This is a genomic window from Drouetiella sp., assembly GCF_059504425.1.
Genome location: NZ_JCACIN010000053.1, coordinates 257,204 through 278,498 on the forward strand (window position 1 = coordinate 257,204; position 21,295 = coordinate 278,498).

The window sequence follows — 21,295 nt, forward strand, 5'->3', positions numbered from 1 at the left end:
CGGCTCGTCAGAGCACAGGAAGTAGCGCTGGAAAAAGCTCCCAATCCCCATAGAAAACGACGACGCTTGACCATATCGTAAAACCCCTGAAAGCCTGACTAAGCGGATTGAGCGGCAATGGAAGCTTCCATTGAAGGTGTAGGTGAATAGACGGGAAGCGATCGCTGCAAGGAGAGAGCGATTGATACATAAATAACCCAGGCAACATTGTTTTGAATGAGCAAAGAGCTTTCTGTGAGGTTAGACAATGTGTAGTAGATGAGATAAAGGGTAGGCCACAGTTGGTCAGTTGTTTTAACCTTGCGAATCCAAACTAGGCTTCTTAAAAAGGCAATAAAAAAACCAATTGCGAATATTGACAGTCCTACTATTCCTAAATCTAGTCCTAAATCAAGATATCCATTGTGAGCATGGGGAGCCTCCCATTTCACATCCCGCCAAACATAAGCAGCCTCACTCAATGCTCCATTCCAAAAGCCGCTGTATCCGTAGCCCCAGAATGGATGCTGACCGATCATTCTAGCTACTGAAGGCCACAACAAATTACTACGACCTGTCAAGGTTGCATCTTTGCCCAATAATCCAAAAATTGCTTCTAGATTCGCAGAGATCCAGGCGTAAATGCATCCGACTAATACCATCAGAAAAGTAACAGATGGCACCATAACCTTATCTCGCCAGCCTAGCATAGTTAACATTAAAGAGAGAATGATTAAAGTAACGCTGTTGACCAAAGCTGAAGATGAAGTTGTGAATAAAATAAGTATCCAAGAAAAGAATAAACCAGTCCACGGCCAAAATCGGTTTTGCTGATGATCTCGCAGCAATAGCCAGAAGAGACAAACGCTGAGAGTCATCATCTTGCCCAAAACATTTTTATGCAAGTATATGCCTCGCCAATCTCCTGAATGTATACCCCCCATCACTCCATACTTGGGCAACAGCAGCGCAAACAGAAAACTGGAAACGATGGCAATTCCCATAGCCCATGCCAGTAGTTGCATCTGCTGCTTTAGGTCATACCTCACCGCTAGGTAAACTCCTAAGAACGTCGTGCCAATCAGACCGATTAAGCGCCGTGGGGTGACTTCGGGAGCGTAAGTCCAGTACACCGATAGGATTGCTAGTAGAACGAGTAGGAAAACCCATTTCTCTTTCACAATTAGATAAACAGCGCGTTTCCAATGCGGCAGGAGAAGGAGGAAGAAAAAAAGGTAGAGGCTGAAGAAAATATACTGTACCAAAGTGGAGTCATAACTCTTTGCACGACCTACTTCTCCTTCACTGATTCCATCGGCCAGAATAATTAAGAGTGGTCCACCTGTGGTAAGTAACAGCGTTACAACTGTCAGTACCTGCTCTAAAAAATGAAACTTTTTCAAGCTAGATCCCCCCTTATTCTTTCAACGGCTTAGGCTAGTCTTTAATTACGATTAGAAGGTACCCAAATAGGGTTACAGCTGAAGTCAGAACCATAGAAACAGATGCACCTAAAAGTCCGTAGTTTGGTATAAACAAATAACAGGTCAAAAGAGAAACTATTAGCGATGTGCATAAGATAACGGGTTGATAGTAAATCCGCCTTTTTGCAGTAGCTGCATAGCCCAAAATAGAAGCAACATACGATAGCGCAGATGCTGCCATCACCCAAGTAAACACGTCAATATCTTTGCTGTATTCAGGTCGATACAAGAGAGTTAAGATTTCCTCTCCAGCGAAATAAGCGGCTAGTATTCCTAATCCCCCTAACACAGATGCAATTGCAAGCAGCTTGATCATGAGTTGCTTGAATGCCCTATGTTGACCTTCGACATAGTGTTGAGCCAGACGAGGACTAGCGGATTGACCTAGAGCAGTTATAACCGTTAGACCTGCAATTTGTAGATAGGCGATCGCCGAAAAGATTCCCAACTTTCCCTGACCTAAATACCGTTCAACAAAATATCTAGGAATATTAGAATTAAGGGAGATAAGCGTCATTGCAAAACCTAATGGCAATGCAAACAAAGCTAGTTTACTTAGAACTTCTGGCTGAAACCATGAGCCTATTTTCCCCTGAGGAATTCTTTTAGAAACTTGCTTAGAACTATCATGAATCTCTGTTGGTTTTCTGGTCGCTACAGACTGTCCTTTAGGAATGTCATAAACAATTAGAGCGATCGTCCATGCTATTGCTAGAGCCAATGAGCCAAAGACAATACTTCGAGTTAAAAAGACTGTGACTCCTAAGAACAGTAATGACAAAATACCCTTCAAAATCATTGATATGGCAATCCAATCCATTCGCTCATGTTGCTGCAATAAGCCATAATAGACATCACTAATTGACTCAATTGATTTTGCCAATCCAATCAATAGGATGACAAAGGCTGTGTTTTTTTCATACCCAATGATAAAGATTAAAGAAACGATCGCGAAAAATGCAGCAATTGTTGTAATGATGCGTAGAGCAAGATAATTTGAGAAAGAGAATCTTCGCTTGACATCAGTTGCCTGTATCGGTCTTAACTGAAGATTTGAAAAGAGAATAATAGGCGTAGTGACTGCCAAGCCTAAAGTAAATTGTCCTACATTCTCCGGCGTACTGAGTTTGACAAGAATTACCAGCATCGCCCATTGGCATCCGGCATAGACTACGTTTCCAACAAAAGTCCAAGAGAAGTTGGAGCGTAAGCTAAGCTTTTGAAAACTCGATGAATGTTCGCTCACAAGGTAACTCCAATCTTTTGTATAGCAGTCTCCAAAGTTGAAGAACTACCGTGCTCAGTCTCAACAGACCGTACTAACACAACTTTGCAACATGAGAATACTGAGCAAGAATTTTGTCAAGCGAAAAGTCCCGGCTCCGATGCTGTAAAACATAAGAATTTCTCTCTTCATCTAAAGTCTCAATTATTGCTTCTGCAAGACGCCGAGAATCTCCTACCGAAACCAATCTGCCATATTTGCCGTTTGATAAAATTTCAGCAGGTCCACTCTCACAGTTTGTAGCAACGATCGGTGTGCCCGATGCCATGGCTTCTACTAAAACATTCCCAAAGCCTTCCCAAGCTGAAGACATAACCAATAAGGCAGAGTGGGCCATACAGGCATAAGGATTAGGAAGAAACCCTGGCATGTCCACAACTTTACTCAAGCCAAGCTGGTGAACCAGAGCTTCTAGCTGCGGACGGTCTTCTCCTTCTCCCAAAATAATGAGCCGCACGTCACGATGTTGGCGAACCTGGGCAAAGGCTCGAATCAAAGTTGAGAAATCTTTCTGCTGATTTAATCGACCTACAGCTAGAATCACGGATTTCTGACCGGGAAGCAGCCATGGATGCTCTACAGCTTCATGAATCTTTGAGAGTAGTGTGGGGGTAACAATCGGATTGTAGATTACTTGGATATTTTTCAAAGGTAATCTACTGAGCTGTGAGAGATCCTCAGCCACTCCTTGAGACACAGCCACTACAGCATCAGCAAAAGGATAGAACCAGCGCAGGAGATGCGGGACAAGCTTCCGTTTGAGCTGAGTCGAGTTTTGAGCTTCTATAGAGAGATGATTATGAACTGTGACAACAAGCTGAGTCTGAACTCCAGCCAAGTACTTAGATACGACCGCCACAATATTGGTGTCCTCTAGAGCAGAAATCAGCACTCGAGGACGCTTTTGCTTTAAATATTGAATTAAGGCTGGAATGCCAAGCAACAAACGCTTTACCTTTAAATCCACAAGTTGAACTTCTGACGGAAGCTGAGCTAAATATTCCCCCTCAGCCTTCACGAGAATCAGATCGACTGTGAGTCCTTGATTGGCAAAGCCTGTTGCTAAATTAAGCATGACGCGCTCTGCTCCGCCACCACCCAAGTTAGGTAGGAAAAATGATACATCTGTCATACTTTTTTGCTCGGTTAAAACCGTTAGCGGAAGAGATTAAATAGAACTCCAAAAGGTCCCAGCACTCGCCCTGCCAAATCTATGAAAGAAGAAGAACTTCGCTTTGGCACAATAATCACATCACCATCTTGAATTTGGTAGTTGTCAACCAAATTGCTTAAATCAACCATTTGCCTCTCTACCTGACCTGCCTCACTTAAGCGCACGAAAGCAACCCGACTGAGTCTGGCATCTTCTGTCGGACCTCCAGCGATCGCCACTGCGCTAGAAATAGAGCTATCCGGTGAAACTCTCACTTCTCCGGGACTTTTTACCTCACCTACAATGCGGACACGAACTGTAGCAGGTGCAAAGCTCGATCGGGAGGATAGACGAGTGTCTAGCGTTTCGCCTGTTTTCAGGTGAGGGATGTAGAGAGAATCACCGTCTTGAAGAATAAAATCAGGCGGAGCATTCTCAGAAGCAATCGCATCCCAAAGGTTGATCACGATCGGTTCAGAAGGATTTCCCTGCCGCTTCAAGACCACATGCCGGATATCTGCATTACGAGTGATTCCTCCTGCCGCAATCAGTGCGGTGCTGACGGTTGGCGTTCCTTCTGTTGTGCTATCTGAAACTTCCGCAATATTTCTCAAAGCTGGACCAGCAGTCGTTAAACTACGAAGCTGGATGGTTCCAGGACGCATGACTTCGCCCGCCACATTTACAGAGACAGGTCGTAAAGCCGAAAGATTGACTGAAACGACTGGATTAACCAATAGAGATTGTAGCCGAGCCGTAATTTCTTCAGCCAACTGTTCCGTGGTTTTTCCCGCAGCTGCAACAGCACCTACCATGGGGATGACAATCGTGCCATCGGGCAAAATAATCTTAGAACCCGTAAATTCTTCATAGTCAAAAACTGTAATATCCAGCTGATCGCCTGAGCCTAACAGATAGATTGAATGGGATAGCTCAGCCGTTGGAGAAGAAGAAATCTGCGCCAAAGTTGGCAATTGAAAAGTTGCACAGAGAAGGACTGTAGCCGCAATTGCAGAACATTCTTTCCACGGATCGATCTTTAAGCAAACAGGCAAACGCAGCATAAAAAAATTACTTGGGAGGAACGATGCACGGTTTAGAATTCATGACTGAAGCTTCAGGCTCAAAATCAAATTACCAGCAAAGACTAGAAGCGATCGCTTCTGTAAAAGCTCACCAGCGAATTTTGTTCGATCGGGACTTGAGGCTCTGTAGCTGAAGAAGTTAAGTTAGGCTCGTGCTCCCCGGCGTGATAAAAATAGCTATCGGGTTCATTGTTCACGTTTACTCTATTGATCACCATTCCCAAAATGTTTTGATTCGTTTGTAACAGAAACTCCTTAGCTAGCTGAGCGCTAGTAGAATCAACGGTTCCAGGACGAACAACCAGCAGAATTCCATCCGCCATCTTACCTAAAATAGCTGCATCTGCAATGCCCGATAGCGGCGGCGCATCAAAGATTACCAAGTCATAGGTTTGGGAAAAGGTATCCATTAAGAAAGCCATCCGTTTTGAATCTAGCAATGCTACCGGGTTGGGAGGTACGACTCCAGACGACAGAACATCTAGGTTTGGCAACACATTTTGAATACTTACGTCCAACGAAGTTTGGTTGACAATAACATTGCTCAACCCCGAAGCATTAGTGAGCTGCCAGATGTGATGCTGAATGGGATGGCGTAAATCTGAGTCCACTAAAAGTACACGTCGACCGACCTGTGCGATCACTGCGGCAAGATTCGCAGCGACCTCCGACTTACCCTCCTGAGGAACAGAACTAGTTACAATAATTGACTGGAGTGGGTTATCCGAACTCAGAAATTTGAGATTTGCCTGAAGCATTTGATACACCCCAGCAGTTGCAGAAAAAGGTGAATCTTTGACTACAACTCTAGGAATTAGACGTTCTTCTAAAGAGGTAGGCTTGCCACTCTTGCCAAAGATAGGAATAATCCCCAGAAGCGTAAAGCCAAATAATTCTCTGGCTTCTCTGACGGTCTTAACGGAGCGATCGCTCAGGTCAAGGGTAAAAGCAACAGCCAGTGCCAAAAGCAAACCTACTACGCCACCTCCCGCGATAATCAGCCTTTTGTCAGCAGAGACAGATTTCTCAGGCAGAGATGCGGACGAAACTACACGAGCGTTGCCAATATTTTGATTTTCTGCAACCTGAATTTCTTGAAGCTTCGTCAAAAGAGTTTCATAGGTGGTCTGAGATGCCTGAAGCTTACGCTCCAGTTCTCGTTGCGTCTGCTCTAAACTTGGCAGATTGCTAGCCCGCTGCCGATAAGCAGCCTGCGTATCTGACAAGGTGGCAATGCGACGAATTAGACCCGATCGCTGCGATTCAAACCGAACCAGATCAGCGATGAGACTTTGCTGCAGTTCACCAACCTGCAAACCTCCAATCGGCACTGCTTGCCCACTTCCCACAACCTGTTCAACTCGATCTCGGAGAAGAGCCTGTAGCGCCGTAATCTTGCGCTCTAAGTTAGCGATCGTCGGATATCCGTCCCGGTAGCGAGTCTGTTCGACGGCAAGCTGCCCTTGCGCCTCTTGAAGCTGGGTCAAAGTCTCCTTGACACCTGGGGCTTGAGTCAGCGCCGTAAAAGCCACCACCCGTTGCGGATCTATGCCGATTCGAGTGCGGAGCTGCTCTGCCTGAGCCGTTACGTCTGACAACTGCGCCTGCGCTTGCGCAACCTCATCCCCCAATTTGGCGATCGCTTGAACAGATTGAGTAGCCTCTTCCTGCAAAACAATCACGCCGTTACTTTCTTTAAACTGGCGCAGAGCAGAATCGGCTGCTCGCGCAGCCGTTTCGGTAATGGGAAGCTGTTGTGCTATGAAATCACGAGCCGCTGCTGCTTCAGCTCGATTGGACTGGATATTTTTTTCAATAAAAACATTGATAATTTCGTTAACGACAGCAGCAGATCGCCGGGGATCATGAGAGCGATAAGAAATTTGCAAAACATCGGTACCTGCTACTCCTTTGACTTTGAGCTGACTCTCCAAGTCCGAAGGACTCAACAGGTTACCTTCCTCATCTTTCAGGTCGAGAATTTCGATGACCTGTTGAAGCACTGGAGTAGAGCGAACAATTTCAGCCTGTGTATCCAACGGATTGTTCTGAATACCTAAAGATTCAAGTTGCCCAATGTCTCCACTTAATCCTGTCATTGAAGAAGCACGATTGGTCTTGAAAAGCAGCTCTCCCTCTGCTTGATAGATCGGCTTTTGTAAGAGTGCCAGCAGTGAAGCTAGAGCCACAACTAAGCTAAAAACTCCCGTAGCAGGTAGCCATTGGCGCTTCAAAACCAGCCAATACCGCTGGATATCAATTTCTTCGGAGTTTTCTCTAAGCGTCATATGTAGGATTGGAACTAGCTAACTTAGCTAAGCTTGTAAAGAAACTCAAAATACAGCAATTGAGACTCATTGAGTAGTCATATTTTATACATCATCTATTTTGAGTCTGCGACCGCTCAAGCTGTGCCATAACCTCAAAAGCTAATCCACCACCTCCGAACCGAAAAGAGTGTAGCGTTGAGCAAAAATATCAATAGTGTAAATGCACGACACAAAATGCTAAACCCATAATGTGATCATGTTACACAAAATGTGTGTAGCATATTCTCAGTTATTGTACCTATGCCGATAGATTGAACTTTATGATCAATTTATATAAGTCTGGATATTATGGTCATTATATAAAGTTTTGATGAAGAGAGCAGGATATTTACGGTTCACTCAAAGAATTAGGGTAAACCTGTATCTTGTCCAGGTACTTAGTGAATACGCAGAGCTGTACTTACGTGTATGCGCGTAGAAACTTCAGCAAAGATGACGCTTCTGAAGCGGTTGAAAAGAGTGTAAATTTCGACCACTAATGTGTTTCCCTATATTTCTCAAACTGAGTACAAGGGCGATAGTTTCGCGTCTTACTTGCGTTCTCAAGTGAGGGATAGGTTTTGACGGAGTTGCTTATGCTTGTTCAGGTTATTTTCAATCACAGTATCCACTAGCGTTTGAGCGATGTGACGGTTTAAGTTCAGGTGTTCTCCACCTAGCGAGGTTTTAGAGTATGGTTTCGGATTCAGTTCCGCGATTGGGGCAATTGCCGCCCCAAGGTTTAGGTTTTGCGCCAATTGTTCAGAAGAATCAAGCTGGGAATCGGTCTGACCAAGGATCTCGGTTTGAGCCAATGCCGCTGGTATCGATCGTTGTTCCTGCTTACAACGAGGCTCTAATCTTAGAGAATCATCTGGAGATTCTCTGCCTTAGCATGGAGCGCCTAGAGGATAGCTACAGGTGGGAACTGATTCTGGTTAACGATGGTAGCCAAGACGGTACAGGAGACATAGCCGATGCTTTCGCCCACATCAAGGACAATATTCATGTAGTTCATCACTCAGTCAACAGGGGCTTGGGACAAGCGCTCCGAACAGGGTTTACGCACTGTTGTGGTAAGTACATCGTTGTTTTAGATCTAGATTTAAGCTATTCGCCCAGCCACATTCGACAGCTTCTGAACCAAATTCAACGAACCGGAGCCAAAATTGTCGTGGCTTCACCTTACGCAAAGGGTGGCAGAGTATCTAACGTGCCCTGGCTGCGCCGATCTCTGAGCGTTTGGGCAAATCGGTTCCTATCGTTTGCTGCTAAGCGGAATGTATCGACTTTAACGGGTATGGTGCGAGCCTATGATGCAGATTTCTTAAAGCTCCTAAACTTGAAATCCTCAGGCATGGAGATTAATCCAGAAATTATCCATAAAGCAATGCTTTTGGATGCGCGAATAGATGAAATTCCAGCACACTTAAACTGGCAGGTTCAGCGACCGACTAGAAATTGCAAACCTAAACGCAAGTCCAGCATGAAAGTACTACGCCATACTTGGGCGACTTTCTACTATGGATTTGTCTTCAGACCCGTAATGTTTTTTGTGATTCCCAGCCTGGTTTTCTTCTTTTTATCTCTCTATGTCAACATTTTCGCACTAATCCGTTGCTGGATAAGTTATCGACAACTGGCACAGAAAGCTCGGTTTCCCGATCCGACTGAGGCGGTTGCAATCGCTTTTAGAGAAGCGCCACACACCTTTATCTTAGGAGGTGTGCTGCTGATGTTAGCCATTCAGTTGTTCAGCTTAGGCATTTTAGCGGTGCAAAACAAGCGCTACTTTGAGGAAATCTTCAGTCTAGGCACAGCTACCTACAAGTCTACGCTTAGTCAAAGATTTAGAGATTGAAGCTAATAGCTGTGGAAAAGTTGGTTATTGAACAATTGTTAGTTAAACCCGTTAAAAGCACTGCTCATTATTCAAAGTTTTAGGCTGGAACCTGTTCAAAATGCCCTCAAATTCCAGGAGTGCCGACCATGGCGTTTAATTCAATACCGACAACTCGACCTAAGCCAGATCTGCGATCGTCTACCTCAATTTTTTTCCGTAAGGGGATTACCATAGGCTCAGTTCGAGTTGCAACATTCGTTTTATTAGATGCGATTTCTATTTATCTATCGTGGCAACTAGCCATCTCCTACGGAACACAATTTGAGTCACCTTGGAAGATGACCCAAAGTTCTTTATTTCTTCCTGTAGTTATCGCGGTTGGCATTGGGGTGATTGACGCGAGAGGTTTATACAAGTCAGGAAAGTATTATCGTGACTATATAGAATTAATCAAAGCTGTTTCTCTAGTTAATCTCTTCTTATTGCTAATTGCTTTTCTTTACAACCCAAATCACTACATTTCGCGATCGGCGTTTCTATTATTCTGGTTTTTGAGCGTTACGTCTGTTTGTATCTGTCGCGTTGGTATGACTTATTTTGTCAGTCTACTGAGACGACAGGGCGTTATCCGTCGTCCCGTTTTTCTGATCTCAGATAAATCCCATCAAGAAAAGGATGTGCAGCTTATTGAGCAGGAAAACTGCTACAGTATTTTAGGCGTAGCTGATTCAAGCTCTCTGGATAGACGCAATAGAGAAGCAACTTTTGAATCCCTCCAAAAGTTAGGAGTTGTTGAAGTTTTTGCTTCCTGGAGTTCTATTAAAAACCGTTTGTATTTATGCTGGCACTTCCAAACGATTGGTATCACGCTGCGAATCCTACCAACCGAGCTAAGCTTCTCCTTGCCTCGTTCAGGGTTTGAATCTATTGGAAATATTCCTTCACCTGTCATTCGTGCTCCAATTATTATTGGCGGCGACTACTGGGTTAAACGTGGTTTTGATTTTTGCTTTGCTACGCTGTTGCTGCTGGTATTCTCTCCTCTTTATTTCTTAATTGCGCTGCTGATAAAGGTTGACTCTCCTGGCCCCATCTTCTTTCGTCAAACTCGCGTCGGTTTGCACGGTCGGCACTTTAAGGTGTGGAAGTTTCGCACTATGGTAGCTAATGCAGACAGGTTGCAGGCAACGCTAGAGGCGAAAAATGAGATGAAAGATGGTGTCCTCTTCAAGATGAAGGACGATCCTAGAGTGACTGGGATTGGTAAGTTCCTGCGTCGCTACAGTTTAGACGAGCTACCGCAGCTTTTCAATGTTTTGGTGGGTGAGATGAGTATTGTCGGACCTCGTCCACTTCCGGTTAGGGATGTTCAAAGGTTTGAGGAAAGGCACTTTATCAGACAAGAAGTTTTGCCCGGAATTACGGGATTATGGCAAGTTTCAGGGCGGTCTGATATTGATAACTTTGATGACACTGTGAATTTGGATATTGTCTACATCTGTAGCTGGTCGCTTCAGTTAGATATGAAGATTATTCTGCAAACTGTTGGGGTTGTTCTTCAAAAGAAAGGAGCTTATTAAAGCAAAACTAGAGGTGAATTACCTAAAGTCTGTTTCGGTAATTTGGGTGGATCTTGTATTTTCGAGCAGTATAAAGTTGCGCTGATCGATTTTCAACAGAGTGTCTTGCCTCTGCTGCCTAATAATTAGGTCATCAAACCGGAGATTATTGGGTAGATCAAACTGATCTTGACGATCTTCAAAGTCTTGAATAACATCTTGCCCATGGCCATACCCAAAAGCAAAGATATCTCTGCCTCTACCACCTACAAGCGTGTCGTTACCTCTACTGCCTACAAGACTGTCATAACCTACGCCACCCACAATTAGATCGTTGCCTGCACCACCCAATAAAGTGTCGTTGCCTCCCTTACCCTCCAGAATATCTGCTCGTACGGTGCCTCTCAAGATGTCTGCCTGACGACTACCTTGTCTCGTAAAGTTGTCAGGTATTTGTATATCATCTATCTCGATCGCTCCAATATCAACACTAGCGCCTTGAGGTCTTCGAACATTACGAACATCCGTTCCTGCCGTCAATCCACCTCCTTTATTAACAGCTGGACTACCTGCTTGAAGGGTGAAATTTCCAGCCGACGGATCTATAAATTGAGGGTCTTGCCCGAACTTATTATTGAGGGTCAACCCGGTGAACTGAGCCTCATTAAAAATTAAGTTATAGTCATAGGCTACGTTACTAGCATCTGAAATCGTATTGGCTGGCAACCCCGTTTTCGCATAGATTATATTATTGTAAACCTGAACATTGCTGGCATTAATAGCCGTGATCTCTCCATCTTGGATATTAGGAGTTTGAGAGTTTTGATAAGTTGTGTTGTTAATAATATCAACGGCATCACTTTCAAATACATGAATGCCCCTACCGCCATTTCTATAGACGATGTTATTTTCTACCAAGGTGCGCCCATAGTATTGCCCTAATTCAGAGTTAAGCTGGGTGTTTCGAGAGTCATCAATAATGATGCCATTGCCATCTGTGATCACTCCAACCTGGTAAAATGGGATGAAGTTTTTATTATCGTATGCTGTGTTACCCCGGATAATCATTTTGTAGCCGGGTTGGCGATCGAAATTCCAGTTTTGGTAGTTAGAGATGCCGCTGTTACCGTAGGGCGCATACCAAGCATTGCTGTGGACAGTGTTGTTCTCAATGGTTACATAGTCAGCCGAGTAAGTGTAAATACCACCCCCTCCAAATTTAGAAACATGATTGTTGCGGATAACAATATGGTGAGGGTAAATAGTATCCGACTGATAAAGTGGAACTACTCCTATGCCGTTGCCAGAAGTTAAAGGATTGTTTAGATTATCTTTCTGAGAAATAGCATAGTCAAGGGTGACGTTATCGTTATTCCCTACTAATGTGAAACCATCAATGGTAATGTATGAAGCTCCTCGAACTTCAATGGCTGTCCATCCCTTCGATTCTAATTTGGGTTTGTGTCCTGGGTAGGCTTTGTAAGTAATCCAGGCATTGGGTTGTCCTGAATTTGTAATGTTTAAGATGCTATTAGATAGGGTACTTTTATAAGTTCCATTCATCACATAGACGGTATCGCCAGGACGGGTGAGATCTGACGCCTTCTGAATTGTTTTAAAGGGTGCATTTTTATCTAACCCAGAGTTTCGATCGCTTCCCTCGCTTGAGACGTAATATACTTTTGGCATGATTAGAGAAAATTAAGTAGTTAAGATTTTAGTTGAAAATCGAGTTTCTTGAATTTGAATCAACTTTGTTGTCCTAACAGACTACTCGACAATTCTAACAAAATCATTGCTTGGCGATCGAGCTGCAAAAATTCCCTAAAAAACACCCCATCCAGAGGTGGAGGGGGCGTATACATTTATTCTGAGTCGAGGATAAATTAAGCTATATTTCATCATCATCTACTTCTACTTCTACTTCACTTTCCTCTTCCTCGTCTTCATAGCTATCCACTACATTATCTGTCTTAAAGTCGTAATTCGATCGTCCCTCAGCTTTCAATGTCTGTTGACATGTTGGCCGCAGAAACCAGAGAACTCCCCAGCATTTTTGCACCTAAACTGTGCCTGTATGGCAACCGCCAAGGCGATTAAGACGAGGACATTTTAGGTGGGGCGCTTCGCGCCCCACCTAAAATGTCCTAAGCAAACTGGCAACAGCTATATTGCTGTACGAGCAATTCAGGCTTTCAGATAGGTTCCTATCCCTGCGGATGACAGAATTCCATCATCACGGACTCGCCCTTGCCCTGCTCATCCAATTCTTGAGCAATACGCTTAACGCTCTCCTCGCTGAGAAACCAACGCGTCACTTTATGGGGGATAAACCACTTATATCGGTTGTGCAGACAAATGGAGTAGGTGACACTTGCGGGCAAAGAGTAGGTATAGTGCCGCTTTACTGTCAATCCAGCCCGTTCACCCGCCAAAGCCAGGGTTTTAGACTTGTACTGAATTAGGTTGTACGGAAAGTCAAAACTGTGCCAGCGCCAGCCCATCTCCTGGGCAGAATCGCACTCAGCATTGGGGACATAGACACAAATATAGCCATCAGGAGCCAGGAGCTGTCTCATCGCATCTAGCGTCTCAACAGGACGAGGAGTTGACCCTAGAACATGAGAACACATAATCACATCAAATTTTTCCTCGCTCCCGACCTGCTCCAGATAGTCTTCTAGGGTGCCCGTGAAGATATCAGTGCCGTTAGCACGACCCGCTGCTGCTGCCGCCTCACTGGGTTCAACGCCTTTGGTAACAGCCACTCCCAAACGCTTGAAGATCCGTAGAAAAGAGCCGCCGCCGCATCCCACGTCCAGCAGACGCTTGCCTACAGGAACGGGAATGTGACGAAACTCGCCGCTCTTAAGAGCTTCCTCATAGAAGGCTTCTTCATCTTCATCGATCGCGTTATAGCATTGAAAATCTGGCTTGTGGTAATCACTCAGCTCTTGCCAGGTCGGTCTGGGATTGGCAAAGACTAGCCCACAGTCTTCACATCCATAGACTGACCATTTCAGAGGATCGTAAGGATGACGCGCCTCGCCCGCCATGAACTGAAACCGAATGCTCGTGGAATCGCAAACCGGGCAATTCGTTAACTGCTGCATATTATCTAAGTCCTAGAGGTCACGGGTCGCAGATTGACTCAAGCATCAGTCAGAAGCATTCAATGCACCCGTCTATAAAGCTCACTGAGCCAGAATATTTCTCACACAGAAGAATAACAGTTCTCCATTGGAGACGCTGGTATAGCTCATAACGAGGAAATTAAAGTATTTATGAGGAAAACGAAGTATTTATGAAGTTAAGCAAAATTATTTAGTTAAACAGCCCAGCCTATCGATTGTCCTGCAACGGAATTTCGCAGGTGTTACCCACCTTGGCGATCGGTTTGCCACAGAGTTTACAAAAGTGGGCATCTACATCATGGGCGGTACAGCCGCAGTTGGTGCAAAGGGTGGCAATACCGCGATTTGAGGTTCTGACGAGCTGCTTAATCAGATCGCCCACCTGCCAGGGAATTAGCCCAATTCCAGTCAAAATCATCATGACTGCGAGAAGACGACCGACCTGCGAGATCGGCGTGATGTCGCCATAGCCGACGGTGGTCATGGTGGCTATGGCAAAATAAACGGCATCCAAAAAAGTGGCGAAGGCGTTGGGATTGATCGGATGCTCGACCTGATAGATCAGTCCTGAGTAGATAAAAATGATGCTGAACAGCGTGAACAAAATCCGCACCAGAATGGCGCTGTCTTCACGGCTGACATAGCCAAAAATCGTCTTGCCCTCGACATAGCGCAGCAGTCGCAAGATGCGAAACCAGCGGAAAATCCGGATGAAGCGAATATCGATCGCCGTAAACAAAAACGGTAGAATGGCGATCAAGTCAATTAGGGCGTAGAGGCTAAAAAAATACTTCAGCTTATATTCTGCACTCCACAGTCGCAGCAGGTATTCTGTGGTGAAAATGGCTAAGATAAGCTGGTCAAGAAAATCTAGCGGTACTCGAACAGCGTCAGGAAGCCTATAGGTTTCTGCAATAAAAATGGCAGAAGAGAGCAGTACCAACCCTGCAATGGTGAGGTTAGCCACTTTGCCAAAGGTGGTTTCAATATCCTCAAGATAAAATCTGACTTTTGATTGCAGTTCCATGGCAAATGACCAGACACATTGCATCCTAATCCTTATTGAAACCTATGCCGACCTACTTTTCGATCGCCTCTATGCTTCTGATGCCGTTTAGCTGGATGGCGCTTTCTGCAATCTCAGCTTCTGCTATGGCTGCATCGCCCGACCTGCTAGCCCAGACTCCACTAGCCCAGACTTCACTAGCTCAGACTGTCCAGCTATCCCAAGCTACTCCGACTAAGCCTATGACAACCCGTGCCGAAGAGTTTGTAAACTTGACGGCAAAGGGAGATTTTGTTGGAGCATGGCAGTATATTCATCCCTCCCTACGCACCACCTGGTCGCCCGTGGATATGCAGCAAAGTTGGCATGATTTACAGAATCGGACAGGCGCATTTCAGCAGTTTAATTCTTTTCGCCAAGATGATCAGAGTGTGGTGCTAGTCAATACTCAGTTCGAAAAAGTGACTGACAATCTCATCATCATTTTTGATGACACGCGCCAATGGATCGTTGGCGTAGACTTTCCCCAAGAATAAACAAGCCCCAAGAATAAACAAGCCCAAAAATAGTCAAGCCCGATCGCCAACTTGGGCAAATTCGACTTCGCCAAAAATGGCGGAGGCATGGGCGTAATACTTAAATTCCATCAGATTTTGAAACGGATCTTCTAGAAAGAAAGTGCGGTGTTCTAAAGGCAGACCCGTAAACCGATATTTCGGCTGCTGATAGAACTTTAGCCCCTGACGTTGCGATCGCTCCAGCAAATTCTCCCAATCTGCCTCAGCCGTAAAGACCAAGCCGAAGTGTCGAGGATAAATGCCCTTCTGGGGAGCAGTCGGCTCCGCGAGGTGAGCCACTAACTGATGACCATACAGATTTAAAATCACTGAGTTTGGGCTTTCTCGCCCCACGCTACAGCCTAGCCCTTCGGCGTAAAAGGCTTTGGTTTGAGCTAGGTCTGTGACGGGGAAGGCGAGGTGAAAGAGAGCTGTAGGCATTGTGGATTTTGGGTTTTGGATGTTGGAGCTGTCGCCAGTTTGCTGAGGACATTTAGGGTGGGGCGCTCCGCGCCCCACCCTAAATGTCCCCGTCCTAACCGCCTTGGCGGTTGCTATAGAGCAGAGGGCTGTCAGAATTTTGGGGGCTGTAGAAGGTGAGGGCGGTGCTGCCGTATACTTTTTGACGAACGATCGCCAAATTGCCTACGTGCTCTGGCAAAGGCTGAGTAGGGCTATGTTCGGCGGCAAGTTCACCCGCCAGAAGGCTGTGATCGGCGATCGCTTCCAGCACGGGTAGATATAAATCGCTGGCGTAAGGCGGATCAAAGTAAATGCGATCGAATTTGGGCGATCGCTGTGCCAGGGTCAATACCTTGCTCACCACATCGCCGCGAATCACCTCAAACCTCTGTTCGGGCTGAGCCACCTGCTGCCAGTTTTGCTGAATGATGTTGCAAGCTCGACCCGACTCTTCGATGCCCATGACGATCGCTGCGCCGCGACAGAGGGCTTCGGCTCCCATTGCGCCGCTGCCCGCACAGAGATCAAGCCAGCGACATCCGGTAATTTTGCCCTGCCAGATGTTAAACAAAGCCTGTCTCACCCGCGAGGGCGTGGGGCGAGTGGCAAGCCCCGGCAGGGTTTTTAGAGGGCGATTGCCGTAGATTCGGAGAGACATGAGCGATCGCGCACCAGCGCCACAAAGTTTGACAAGATTTGCAGTCCGCTCACCGAAGATTTTTCGGGATGAAACTGCACCGCCATGAGATTATCTTGGGCGATCGCTGCCGTCACCGTCTGCGTCCCGTGGGTTATGGTCGCTGCCGTTGCCGCTGGGTCAGCAGGATCGGCATAGTAGGAGTGAACAAAATACAGCCAGGGATCGTGCGGCAGATACTTCCACAGCGGCAGGTGAGGCTGGGTCATTTGGAGCTGATTCCAGCCCATGTGGGGAATGGTGAGTTCTGGCTCAGGTCGAAAATGACGCACCATACCAGGAACGATTCCTAGCCCTGACTCTACCCCTTCTTCGCTGCCCTCTAACAAAATGTGCAATCCCAGACAAATGCCCAAAAACGGCTTGCCGCTGGCAATGATATCTTTGATGGGCTGGATCAGGTCACGCGATCGCAAATGCTGAATGGCGGGATCAAAAGCCCCTACTCCCGGCAGAACGACAGCATCGGCTTGCTCCAGATCTTTAACCGAGTCGGTAACATGGGTTTTAGCTCCAGCATTTTCTAGCCCTTTGCAGGCAGAGTGCAGGTTGCCCATATCGTAGTCAATCACGGCAATGAGGGTCATGGGTGGATCTCTTGGCTGGGCGATCGGCGAATAATCGGGATGAAGGTAGTCCCGGTATTAGTCCCGGTATTAGTCTCAATATATAGTCATATAAGCTTGTTGGCTTGCAAAAAGAGGTTTCAGCAGAAAATTCTGGCACTGCTGATTTTAGGGATGAATTTTTGTGTGAGCGCGATTCTGCGCCCCTCCTGGATAAAAATTTTGCCCCCGATTAAGCAATGCCCGATTGGTAAGCCTTAGCTGTCTTGAAGTTTGATAGAATTAGGCGGTCAAGTGTGGTAGCTATCCACAGGCTGAAGCATTCTAGTCTCGGTAAAGTTCTGGCAAGGTAAGGTTATTTCTATGAGTTCTGAGAATTCTGAGAGCAAAATTCTTGAAGAGGCAGAGGAATTACTGCCGCCAGGGAAGCTTGCCAAGATTAAGCAAGAATTTGAGCTGATCGATCGCAACAAGGACGGCAGAATTGACATTGACGAGTATCTGGACTATCTCTTGGCCAGTGAACGGGCAAGTCTAGCGAAGAAATTTGCTTATCTCGATCGAAACAAAGATGGCTTCATTGATATTGAAGAGTTTCTAATTGCCTCCGATCCGCAGTATCTTCTGCTGAGGCGGTTTAGAGATTTTGATGCCAATCGCAATGGGGTGCTTTCGATGTCAGAGGCGCTAAAAATTGCTGAAGAGTTCAATTTTCCAATCACGCGGGATTGGCTAGAGAAAATGTCGAGCCAGACGGATGCAAATGGTAAAAAGCTAATCACTTACAACGAGTATTTGGGAGCTGTCAGCCGTCTTGGCTTTCAATAGCGGCTCGTCTATGCAGAGGGCATCACAACAAGGGCATCAGGCGTAGAGCATCAGGCATAGAGCATCGGGCATAGAGCATCAGGCAGTGCTAAGGTCATTTTGTAGCATGATTTCATTCACACCGTGACCTTTAAGAACCTGATTTTAGTGATCCTCCTGGCGTTTATGCCGATCGCCTTTATTGCCGACCGGATGGAATGGGGAGATACTGTGGTGTTTACCACTTCTGCGATCGCTATCATCCCCCTCTCTATTTGGCTCAGCACCGCCACCGAAAAAATTGCGGTTGTCACCGGGTCATCTATTGGCGGGTTGGTGAATGCGGTGTTTTGTAATGCCACAGCGTTGATTATTGCCCTCACGGCGCTACGAAAGGGATTGGTCGATATCGTGGAAGCTAGCGTTACGGGCAGTATTGTGAGTGCGCTGCTGCTGCTGCTCGGCTTGGCAATGTTGGCGGGCGGGCTGCGCTACAAAGAGCAGGAATTTAAGCCGATCATTGCGCAAGTCAACGGTTCCTCGATGACACTAGCCGTCGTGTCTTTGGCAATGCCTACCGCCGTGATCGCTACATCAAATCTGGTAGACGAAACCGCCATTCGAGATATTTCCGTGATCGTTTCCACAATTTTGATTGTGGTTTATGGACTGACGCTGATCTTTTCGTTGGGGACGCACAGCTATCTCTATGATGTTGGGCTAGCAGATGAAGAGCCGTCTGAGAAAGAATCGATTGAGCGGAAAAAAATCTCTAAATTCACCCCCCAGCCCCCCAATTCTGGGGAACTGGCGAACCTTCAAAGTTCCTCAGAATTGGGGGACATCGAGGGCGTTTCAGCGTCATCCTCGCTATGGATTTGGATCGGGGTACTGCTAGCCTCAACGATCGCCATTGCCTTCCTCTCTGAGCTGTTTGTAGGCGTAATTGTGCCAGAAACAGAGCGCCTAGGCTTGACTCCACTGTTCACGGGTGTCATCTTTCTGCCACTATTGAGTGACGTGTCGGGATATGTGACGGTCGTGCGGCTGGCTCTCAAAAACAAGATGGATCTGACGGTCTCTACCGTGACGGGAGACAGTCTGCTGGTGGCGCTGTTTATGGCTCCGGTGCTGGTGTTGGTGGGTCAGGCAATCGGACAACCCATGACCCTCAACTTCAACCCGTTTGAGGTGGTGGCGATCGCCATTAGCGTCACTGTTGCCAACTTAATTAGCTTTAGAGGGCGATCGAACTGGTTAGATGGCACCTTGCTGTTGGCCGTTTATCTGGTGCTGGGCGTGGCGTTTTACTATCATCCTGCCTAAGTTTAGAGATATGGCAACCGCCAAGGCGGTTAGGACGGGGACATTTTTGGTGGGGGCGCGAAGCGCCCCCACCAAAAATGTTGTAAGTAATTCTTGGGGTAGGGGCTTAGCACTGCTAAGCCCCTACTGGCGAAAGCTACAAGTTCAGGTAGCCGCGATCGCTTCATTGCTGATGGGCGCAGTAGGAGCCAACACCTTGAGTCCATCTGGAATACATTCTACTTCAATCGGCGTTGTGCCCACAATCTCGCCATCGACCACTACCTTTTGCGGCGGATGAGCCGTCACCCGCAGTCGCTTTACCCGAATATGAACAACGGTTTGGTGCTCGACACCCGTTCCAGTTAAAGCGGCTCCCATCATCCGCAACATGGTGGTGACACCCTGAAGCTTGGTTTCAGCGGTGGAAATGGTCACATCTAGCAAGCCGTCATCAAAAATCACCTGTCCGCCCCCCTGCGCCAAAATAGAGGTGGGCGGCGCGGCATTGGCGATCGTAATGGCGCTTGCCTCAAAGTGATAGAGCGTGCCCTCAGCCTCAATTTCGGTTTCAAAGAGCGTCTGGTTATCCATGGTTTGCCAGCCCGCCATCAGGTACGCCAGCACGCCCCACTGGTCTTTCATTTCGCGGTTGGCTAGCTCTACGGTCACTGCCTCATAGCCCACACCCGCCAGCAAAACCATGGGTAAACCGTTGCAGGTGGCGGCATCCACAGTCCGTACATTGCCGCCCAAAATCACCTGACAGGCGTTGCGGATCGGCAGAAGTCTAGGAATTCCTAAGGCGGCAGCAAAGGCGTTTGCCGTGCCGCGCGGGATAATGCCTAAGGGAATCTCGGTGCCCACCAGCGCTCCGGCAACCGCGGATATGGTGCCATCGCCCCCCGAAGCGATGACCAGATCTGCCTGAGCTGCGATCGCCTCTAGCACCAGCGTTGCCGGATCGACATTGGGCTGAGTTTCATGAACCACCACCTGCATGTGGGGTTCTAAAAGCTGTTGAATCAGCGAAAGCTCTTGCGCTGGATTGCCCTGTCCGGAAACTGGATTAAAAATGAGGTGAGCGATCCGAGTCTGTGCCAAGGACTGGATGACGGTCGCCGCTGTCGCTAAATTTGTCGCCAGAATAACGTTGTGAACATTGCAGATGCGCAGAAATGTCTGAATGTCCGGCTCATGGGATTGAGCATGGAGCGAATCGACTAGGAAAATTACTGCCAAGACATTGCCATTGACCACCTCTGCGGCAACCTGAACATCACCGCCTTCTGGCCCCGGCAGCATTGATTCGATCTGGAGTCCAGTTGCCCATTGAATGCGCTCTCCGGTGGCTGCCGTCGCGATTAGGCGATACCGTCCCAGCAGTGGCGCGTGCTGTTTGGCGAAATCGACGATCGCATCTTTTTTGGAGTCGTGGGCAATCAGGGCTATGGTAGTAGGCATTTAGCGGTAGGCAATGTTGTAGGTCGATATTCCTCTATTCTAGGACGCTGTATTACACTAATCACCTTGTCTGGACACAGAGGTTACATCAGCCACGACCAACCTCTGACCTCTGCAATTCAAGGTTATGCGTCTCTAAAAGGTTATGCGCCTCTAAAACGATGGATGGCACAGGGTACAACAGCATAATCCAAATCTTCTGATCCCTTGAGAAGGAAGTCATAGCTGCATAGAGCACGATTTCGCAAAGGTCTAACCCAGCCTATCAAATCAGCTAAATCTCTTGTCGAAAGTTTGAGGCTGCCAATGCAATAAGACTCATCAGCTTGTGCTGAGACAACTCCCTCTCTCTCTTGAGTCATTGATCCTGTTGGCTGAAAGAATACGCCCCGCTCCGTCAGGAACGTCATCAGCAGATAGCAGATGATACGAGAAAACATCTCATGATCTTGTCCCGGCATAAGAATCTCGATCGTCTCGTCATAGTAAAACAGCCGTACACCCGGAGAGCCGTCAAATCCCTTTTGAATTAATTTGAACTGTTCCCAAGTTCCATGATGGATAATGCGTTGATCGGTTGTTTCGAGGAGTGAGGGCATG

General features: G+C 46.8%; 18 protein-coding genes. 5 read left to right on the top strand and 13 right to left on the bottom strand.

Translation table 11 applies throughout. From position 1 onward, the window contains the following. Nucleotides 1-98: 98 nt before the first annotated feature. From AC5JMP_RS14205 to AC5JMP_RS14225, 5 genes are all read right to left on the bottom strand, one after another. On the bottom strand, nt 99-1,382 hold the full coding sequence (locus AC5JMP_RS14205; protein WP_495852130.1) for an O-antigen ligase family protein: 1,284 nt from the start codon (nt 1,380-1,382) through the stop codon (nt 99-101). A 34-nt stretch (nt 1,383-1,416) separates the two neighbouring features. Further along, nucleotides 1,417-2,709, bottom strand: coding sequence for a lipopolysaccharide biosynthesis protein (locus AC5JMP_RS14210; protein ID WP_495852131.1), 1,293 nt, complete (start codon nt 2,707-2,709; stop codon nt 1,417-1,419). Between the two features lie 73 nt (nt 2,710-2,782). Further along, nucleotides 2,783-3,880, bottom strand: a complete 1,098-nt coding sequence (locus tag AC5JMP_RS14215; protein ID WP_495852132.1) for a glycosyltransferase — start codon at nt 3,878-3,880, stop codon at nt 2,783-2,785. 23 nt (nt 3,881-3,903) lie between these two features. Continuing rightward, nucleotides 3,904-4,866, bottom strand: a complete 963-nt coding sequence (locus AC5JMP_RS14220) for a polysaccharide biosynthesis/export family protein (protein ID WP_495852133.1) — start codon at nt 4,864-4,866, stop codon at nt 3,904-3,906. Nucleotides 4,867-5,048: 182 nt separating this feature from the next. Continuing rightward, entirely contained in the window at nt 5,049-7,274 is a 2,226-nt protein-coding gene (locus AC5JMP_RS14225) for a GumC family protein (RefSeq protein ID WP_495852134.1), read from the bottom strand. Nucleotides 7,275-7,989: 715 nt separating this feature from the next. On the opposite strand from AC5JMP_RS14225, the gene AC5JMP_RS14230 reads away from it, so the two are divergent. Beyond that, nucleotides 7,990-9,156: a glycosyltransferase family 2 protein gene (locus AC5JMP_RS14230; protein ID WP_495852135.1), complete on the top strand. Its 1,167-nt coding sequence runs from the start codon at nt 7,990-7,992 to the stop codon at nt 9,154-9,156. Nucleotides 9,157-9,284: 128 nt separating this feature from the next. Continuing rightward, the gene (locus AC5JMP_RS14235; RefSeq protein ID WP_495852136.1) at nt 9,285-10,718 is read left to right on the top strand and encodes a sugar transferase; all 1,434 of its coding nucleotides are present in this window, start codon (nt 9,285-9,287) and stop codon (nt 10,716-10,718) included. 18 nt (nt 10,719-10,736) lie between these two features. Here AC5JMP_RS14235 and AC5JMP_RS14240 read toward each other — a convergent pair whose 3' ends face one another. From AC5JMP_RS14240 to AC5JMP_RS14250, 3 genes are all read right to left on the bottom strand, one after another. After that, complete coding sequence (locus AC5JMP_RS14240; RefSeq protein ID WP_495852137.1) at nt 10,737-12,386, bottom strand: right-handed parallel beta-helix repeat-containing protein; 1,650 nt, start codon at nt 12,384-12,386, stop codon at nt 10,737-10,739. Nucleotides 12,387-12,904: 518 nt separating this feature from the next. Then, complete coding sequence (locus tag AC5JMP_RS14245; protein ID WP_495852138.1) at nt 12,905-13,810, bottom strand: class I SAM-dependent methyltransferase; 906 nt, start codon at nt 13,808-13,810, stop codon at nt 12,905-12,907. A gap of 229 nt (nt 13,811-14,039) precedes the next feature. Further along, a complete protein-coding gene (locus AC5JMP_RS14250; protein WP_495852139.1) occupies nt 14,040-14,858 on the bottom strand; it encodes an ion transporter in 819 nt (272 codons plus the stop codon). 44 nt (nt 14,859-14,902) lie between these two features. On the opposite strand from AC5JMP_RS14250, the gene AC5JMP_RS14255 reads away from it, so the two are divergent. Next, a complete protein-coding gene (locus AC5JMP_RS14255) occupies nt 14,903-15,373 on the top strand; it encodes a hypothetical protein (protein ID WP_495852140.1) in 471 nt (156 codons plus the stop codon). A 33-nt stretch (nt 15,374-15,406) separates the two neighbouring features. Here AC5JMP_RS14255 and AC5JMP_RS14260 read toward each other — a convergent pair whose 3' ends face one another. The 3 genes from AC5JMP_RS14260 to hisH all read right to left on the bottom strand — a co-directional run bounded on the left by AC5JMP_RS14260 (nt 15,407) and on the right by hisH (nt 17,140). Continuing rightward, nucleotides 15,407-15,835, bottom strand: a complete 429-nt coding sequence (locus AC5JMP_RS14260; protein WP_495852141.1) for a VOC family protein — start codon at nt 15,833-15,835, stop codon at nt 15,407-15,409. A 94-nt stretch (nt 15,836-15,929) separates the two neighbouring features. Next, on the bottom strand, nt 15,930-16,514 hold the full coding sequence (rsmD, locus tag AC5JMP_RS14265; RefSeq protein WP_495852142.1) for a 16S rRNA (guanine(966)-N(2))-methyltransferase RsmD: 585 nt from the start codon (nt 16,512-16,514) through the stop codon (nt 15,930-15,932). Then, entirely contained in the window at nt 16,481-17,140 is a 660-nt protein-coding gene (hisH, locus tag AC5JMP_RS14270; protein ID WP_495852143.1) for an imidazole glycerol phosphate synthase subunit HisH, read from the bottom strand. Before hisH ends, rsmD begins: the two co-directional genes overlap by 34 nt. A gap of 342 nt (nt 17,141-17,482) precedes the next feature. Here hisH and AC5JMP_RS14275 point away from each other — a divergent pair, with 342 nt between their 5' ends. Then, nucleotides 17,483-17,947: an EF-hand domain-containing protein gene (locus AC5JMP_RS14275; RefSeq protein ID WP_495852144.1), complete on the top strand. Its 465-nt coding sequence runs from the start codon at nt 17,483-17,485 to the stop codon at nt 17,945-17,947. Nucleotides 17,948-18,112: 165 nt separating this feature from the next. Then, entirely contained in the window at nt 18,113-19,252 is a 1,140-nt protein-coding gene (gene cax, locus AC5JMP_RS14280) for a calcium/proton exchanger (protein ID WP_495852170.1), read from the top strand. Between the two features lie 144 nt (nt 19,253-19,396). Here cax and mgsA read toward each other — a convergent pair whose 3' ends face one another. Together mgsA and AC5JMP_RS14290 are read right to left on the bottom strand one after the other, a co-directional pair. Continuing rightward, nucleotides 19,397-20,695 (bottom strand): methylglyoxal synthase, encoded by a 1,299-nt coding sequence (gene mgsA / locus AC5JMP_RS14285; protein ID WP_495852145.1) that lies wholly within the window; start codon nt 20,693-20,695, stop codon nt 19,397-19,399. 143 nt (nt 20,696-20,838) lie between these two features. Then, nucleotides 20,839-21,294, bottom strand: a complete 456-nt coding sequence (locus tag AC5JMP_RS14290; protein ID WP_495852146.1) for a hypothetical protein — start codon at nt 21,292-21,294, stop codon at nt 20,839-20,841. Nucleotide 21,295 lies beyond the last annotated feature (1 nt).

Coding starts and splice junctions, on each gene's coding strand:
- AC5JMP_RS14230 (WP_495852135.1), top strand. CDS start 7,990: ATGGTTTCGGATTCAGTTCCGCGATTGGGGCAATTGCCGCCCCAAGGT.
- AC5JMP_RS14260 (WP_495852141.1), bottom strand. CDS start 15,835: ATGCCTACAGCTCTCTTTCACCTCGCCTTCCCCGTCACAGACCTAGCT.
- AC5JMP_RS14225 (WP_495852134.1), bottom strand. CDS start 7,274: ATGACGCTTAGAGAAAACTCCGAAGAAATTGATATCCAGCGGTATTGG.
- AC5JMP_RS14255 (WP_495852140.1), top strand. CDS start 14,903: ATGCCGACCTACTTTTCGATCGCCTCTATGCTTCTGATGCCGTTTAGC.
- AC5JMP_RS14235 (WP_495852136.1), top strand. CDS start 9,285: ATGGCGTTTAATTCAATACCGACAACTCGACCTAAGCCAGATCTGCGA.
- AC5JMP_RS14250 (WP_495852139.1), bottom strand. CDS start 14,858: ATGGAACTGCAATCAAAAGTCAGATTTTATCTTGAGGATATTGAAACC.
- AC5JMP_RS14245 (WP_495852138.1), bottom strand. CDS start 13,810: ATGCAGCAGTTAACGAATTGCCCGGTTTGCGATTCCACGAGCATTCGG.
- AC5JMP_RS14215 (WP_495852132.1), bottom strand. CDS start 3,880: ATGACAGATGTATCATTTTTCCTACCTAACTTGGGTGGTGGCGGAGCA.
- cax (WP_495852170.1), top strand. CDS start 18,113: ATGCCGATCGCCTTTATTGCCGACCGGATGGAATGGGGAGATACTGTG.
- hisH (WP_495852143.1), bottom strand. CDS start 17,140: ATGACCCTCATTGCCGTGATTGACTACGATATGGGCAACCTGCACTCT.
- rsmD (WP_495852142.1), bottom strand. CDS start 16,514: ATGTCTCTCCGAATCTACGGCAATCGCCCTCTAAAAACCCTGCCGGGG.
- mgsA (WP_495852145.1), bottom strand. CDS start 20,695: ATGCCTACTACCATAGCCCTGATTGCCCACGACTCCAAAAAAGATGCG.
- AC5JMP_RS14275 (WP_495852144.1), top strand. CDS start 17,483: ATGAGTTCTGAGAATTCTGAGAGCAAAATTCTTGAAGAGGCAGAGGAA.
- AC5JMP_RS14290 (WP_495852146.1), bottom strand. CDS start 21,294: ATGCCCTCACTCCTCGAAACAACCGATCAACGCATTATCCATCATGGA.
- AC5JMP_RS14240 (WP_495852137.1), bottom strand. CDS start 12,386: ATGCCAAAAGTATATTACGTCTCAAGCGAGGGAAGCGATCGAAACTCT.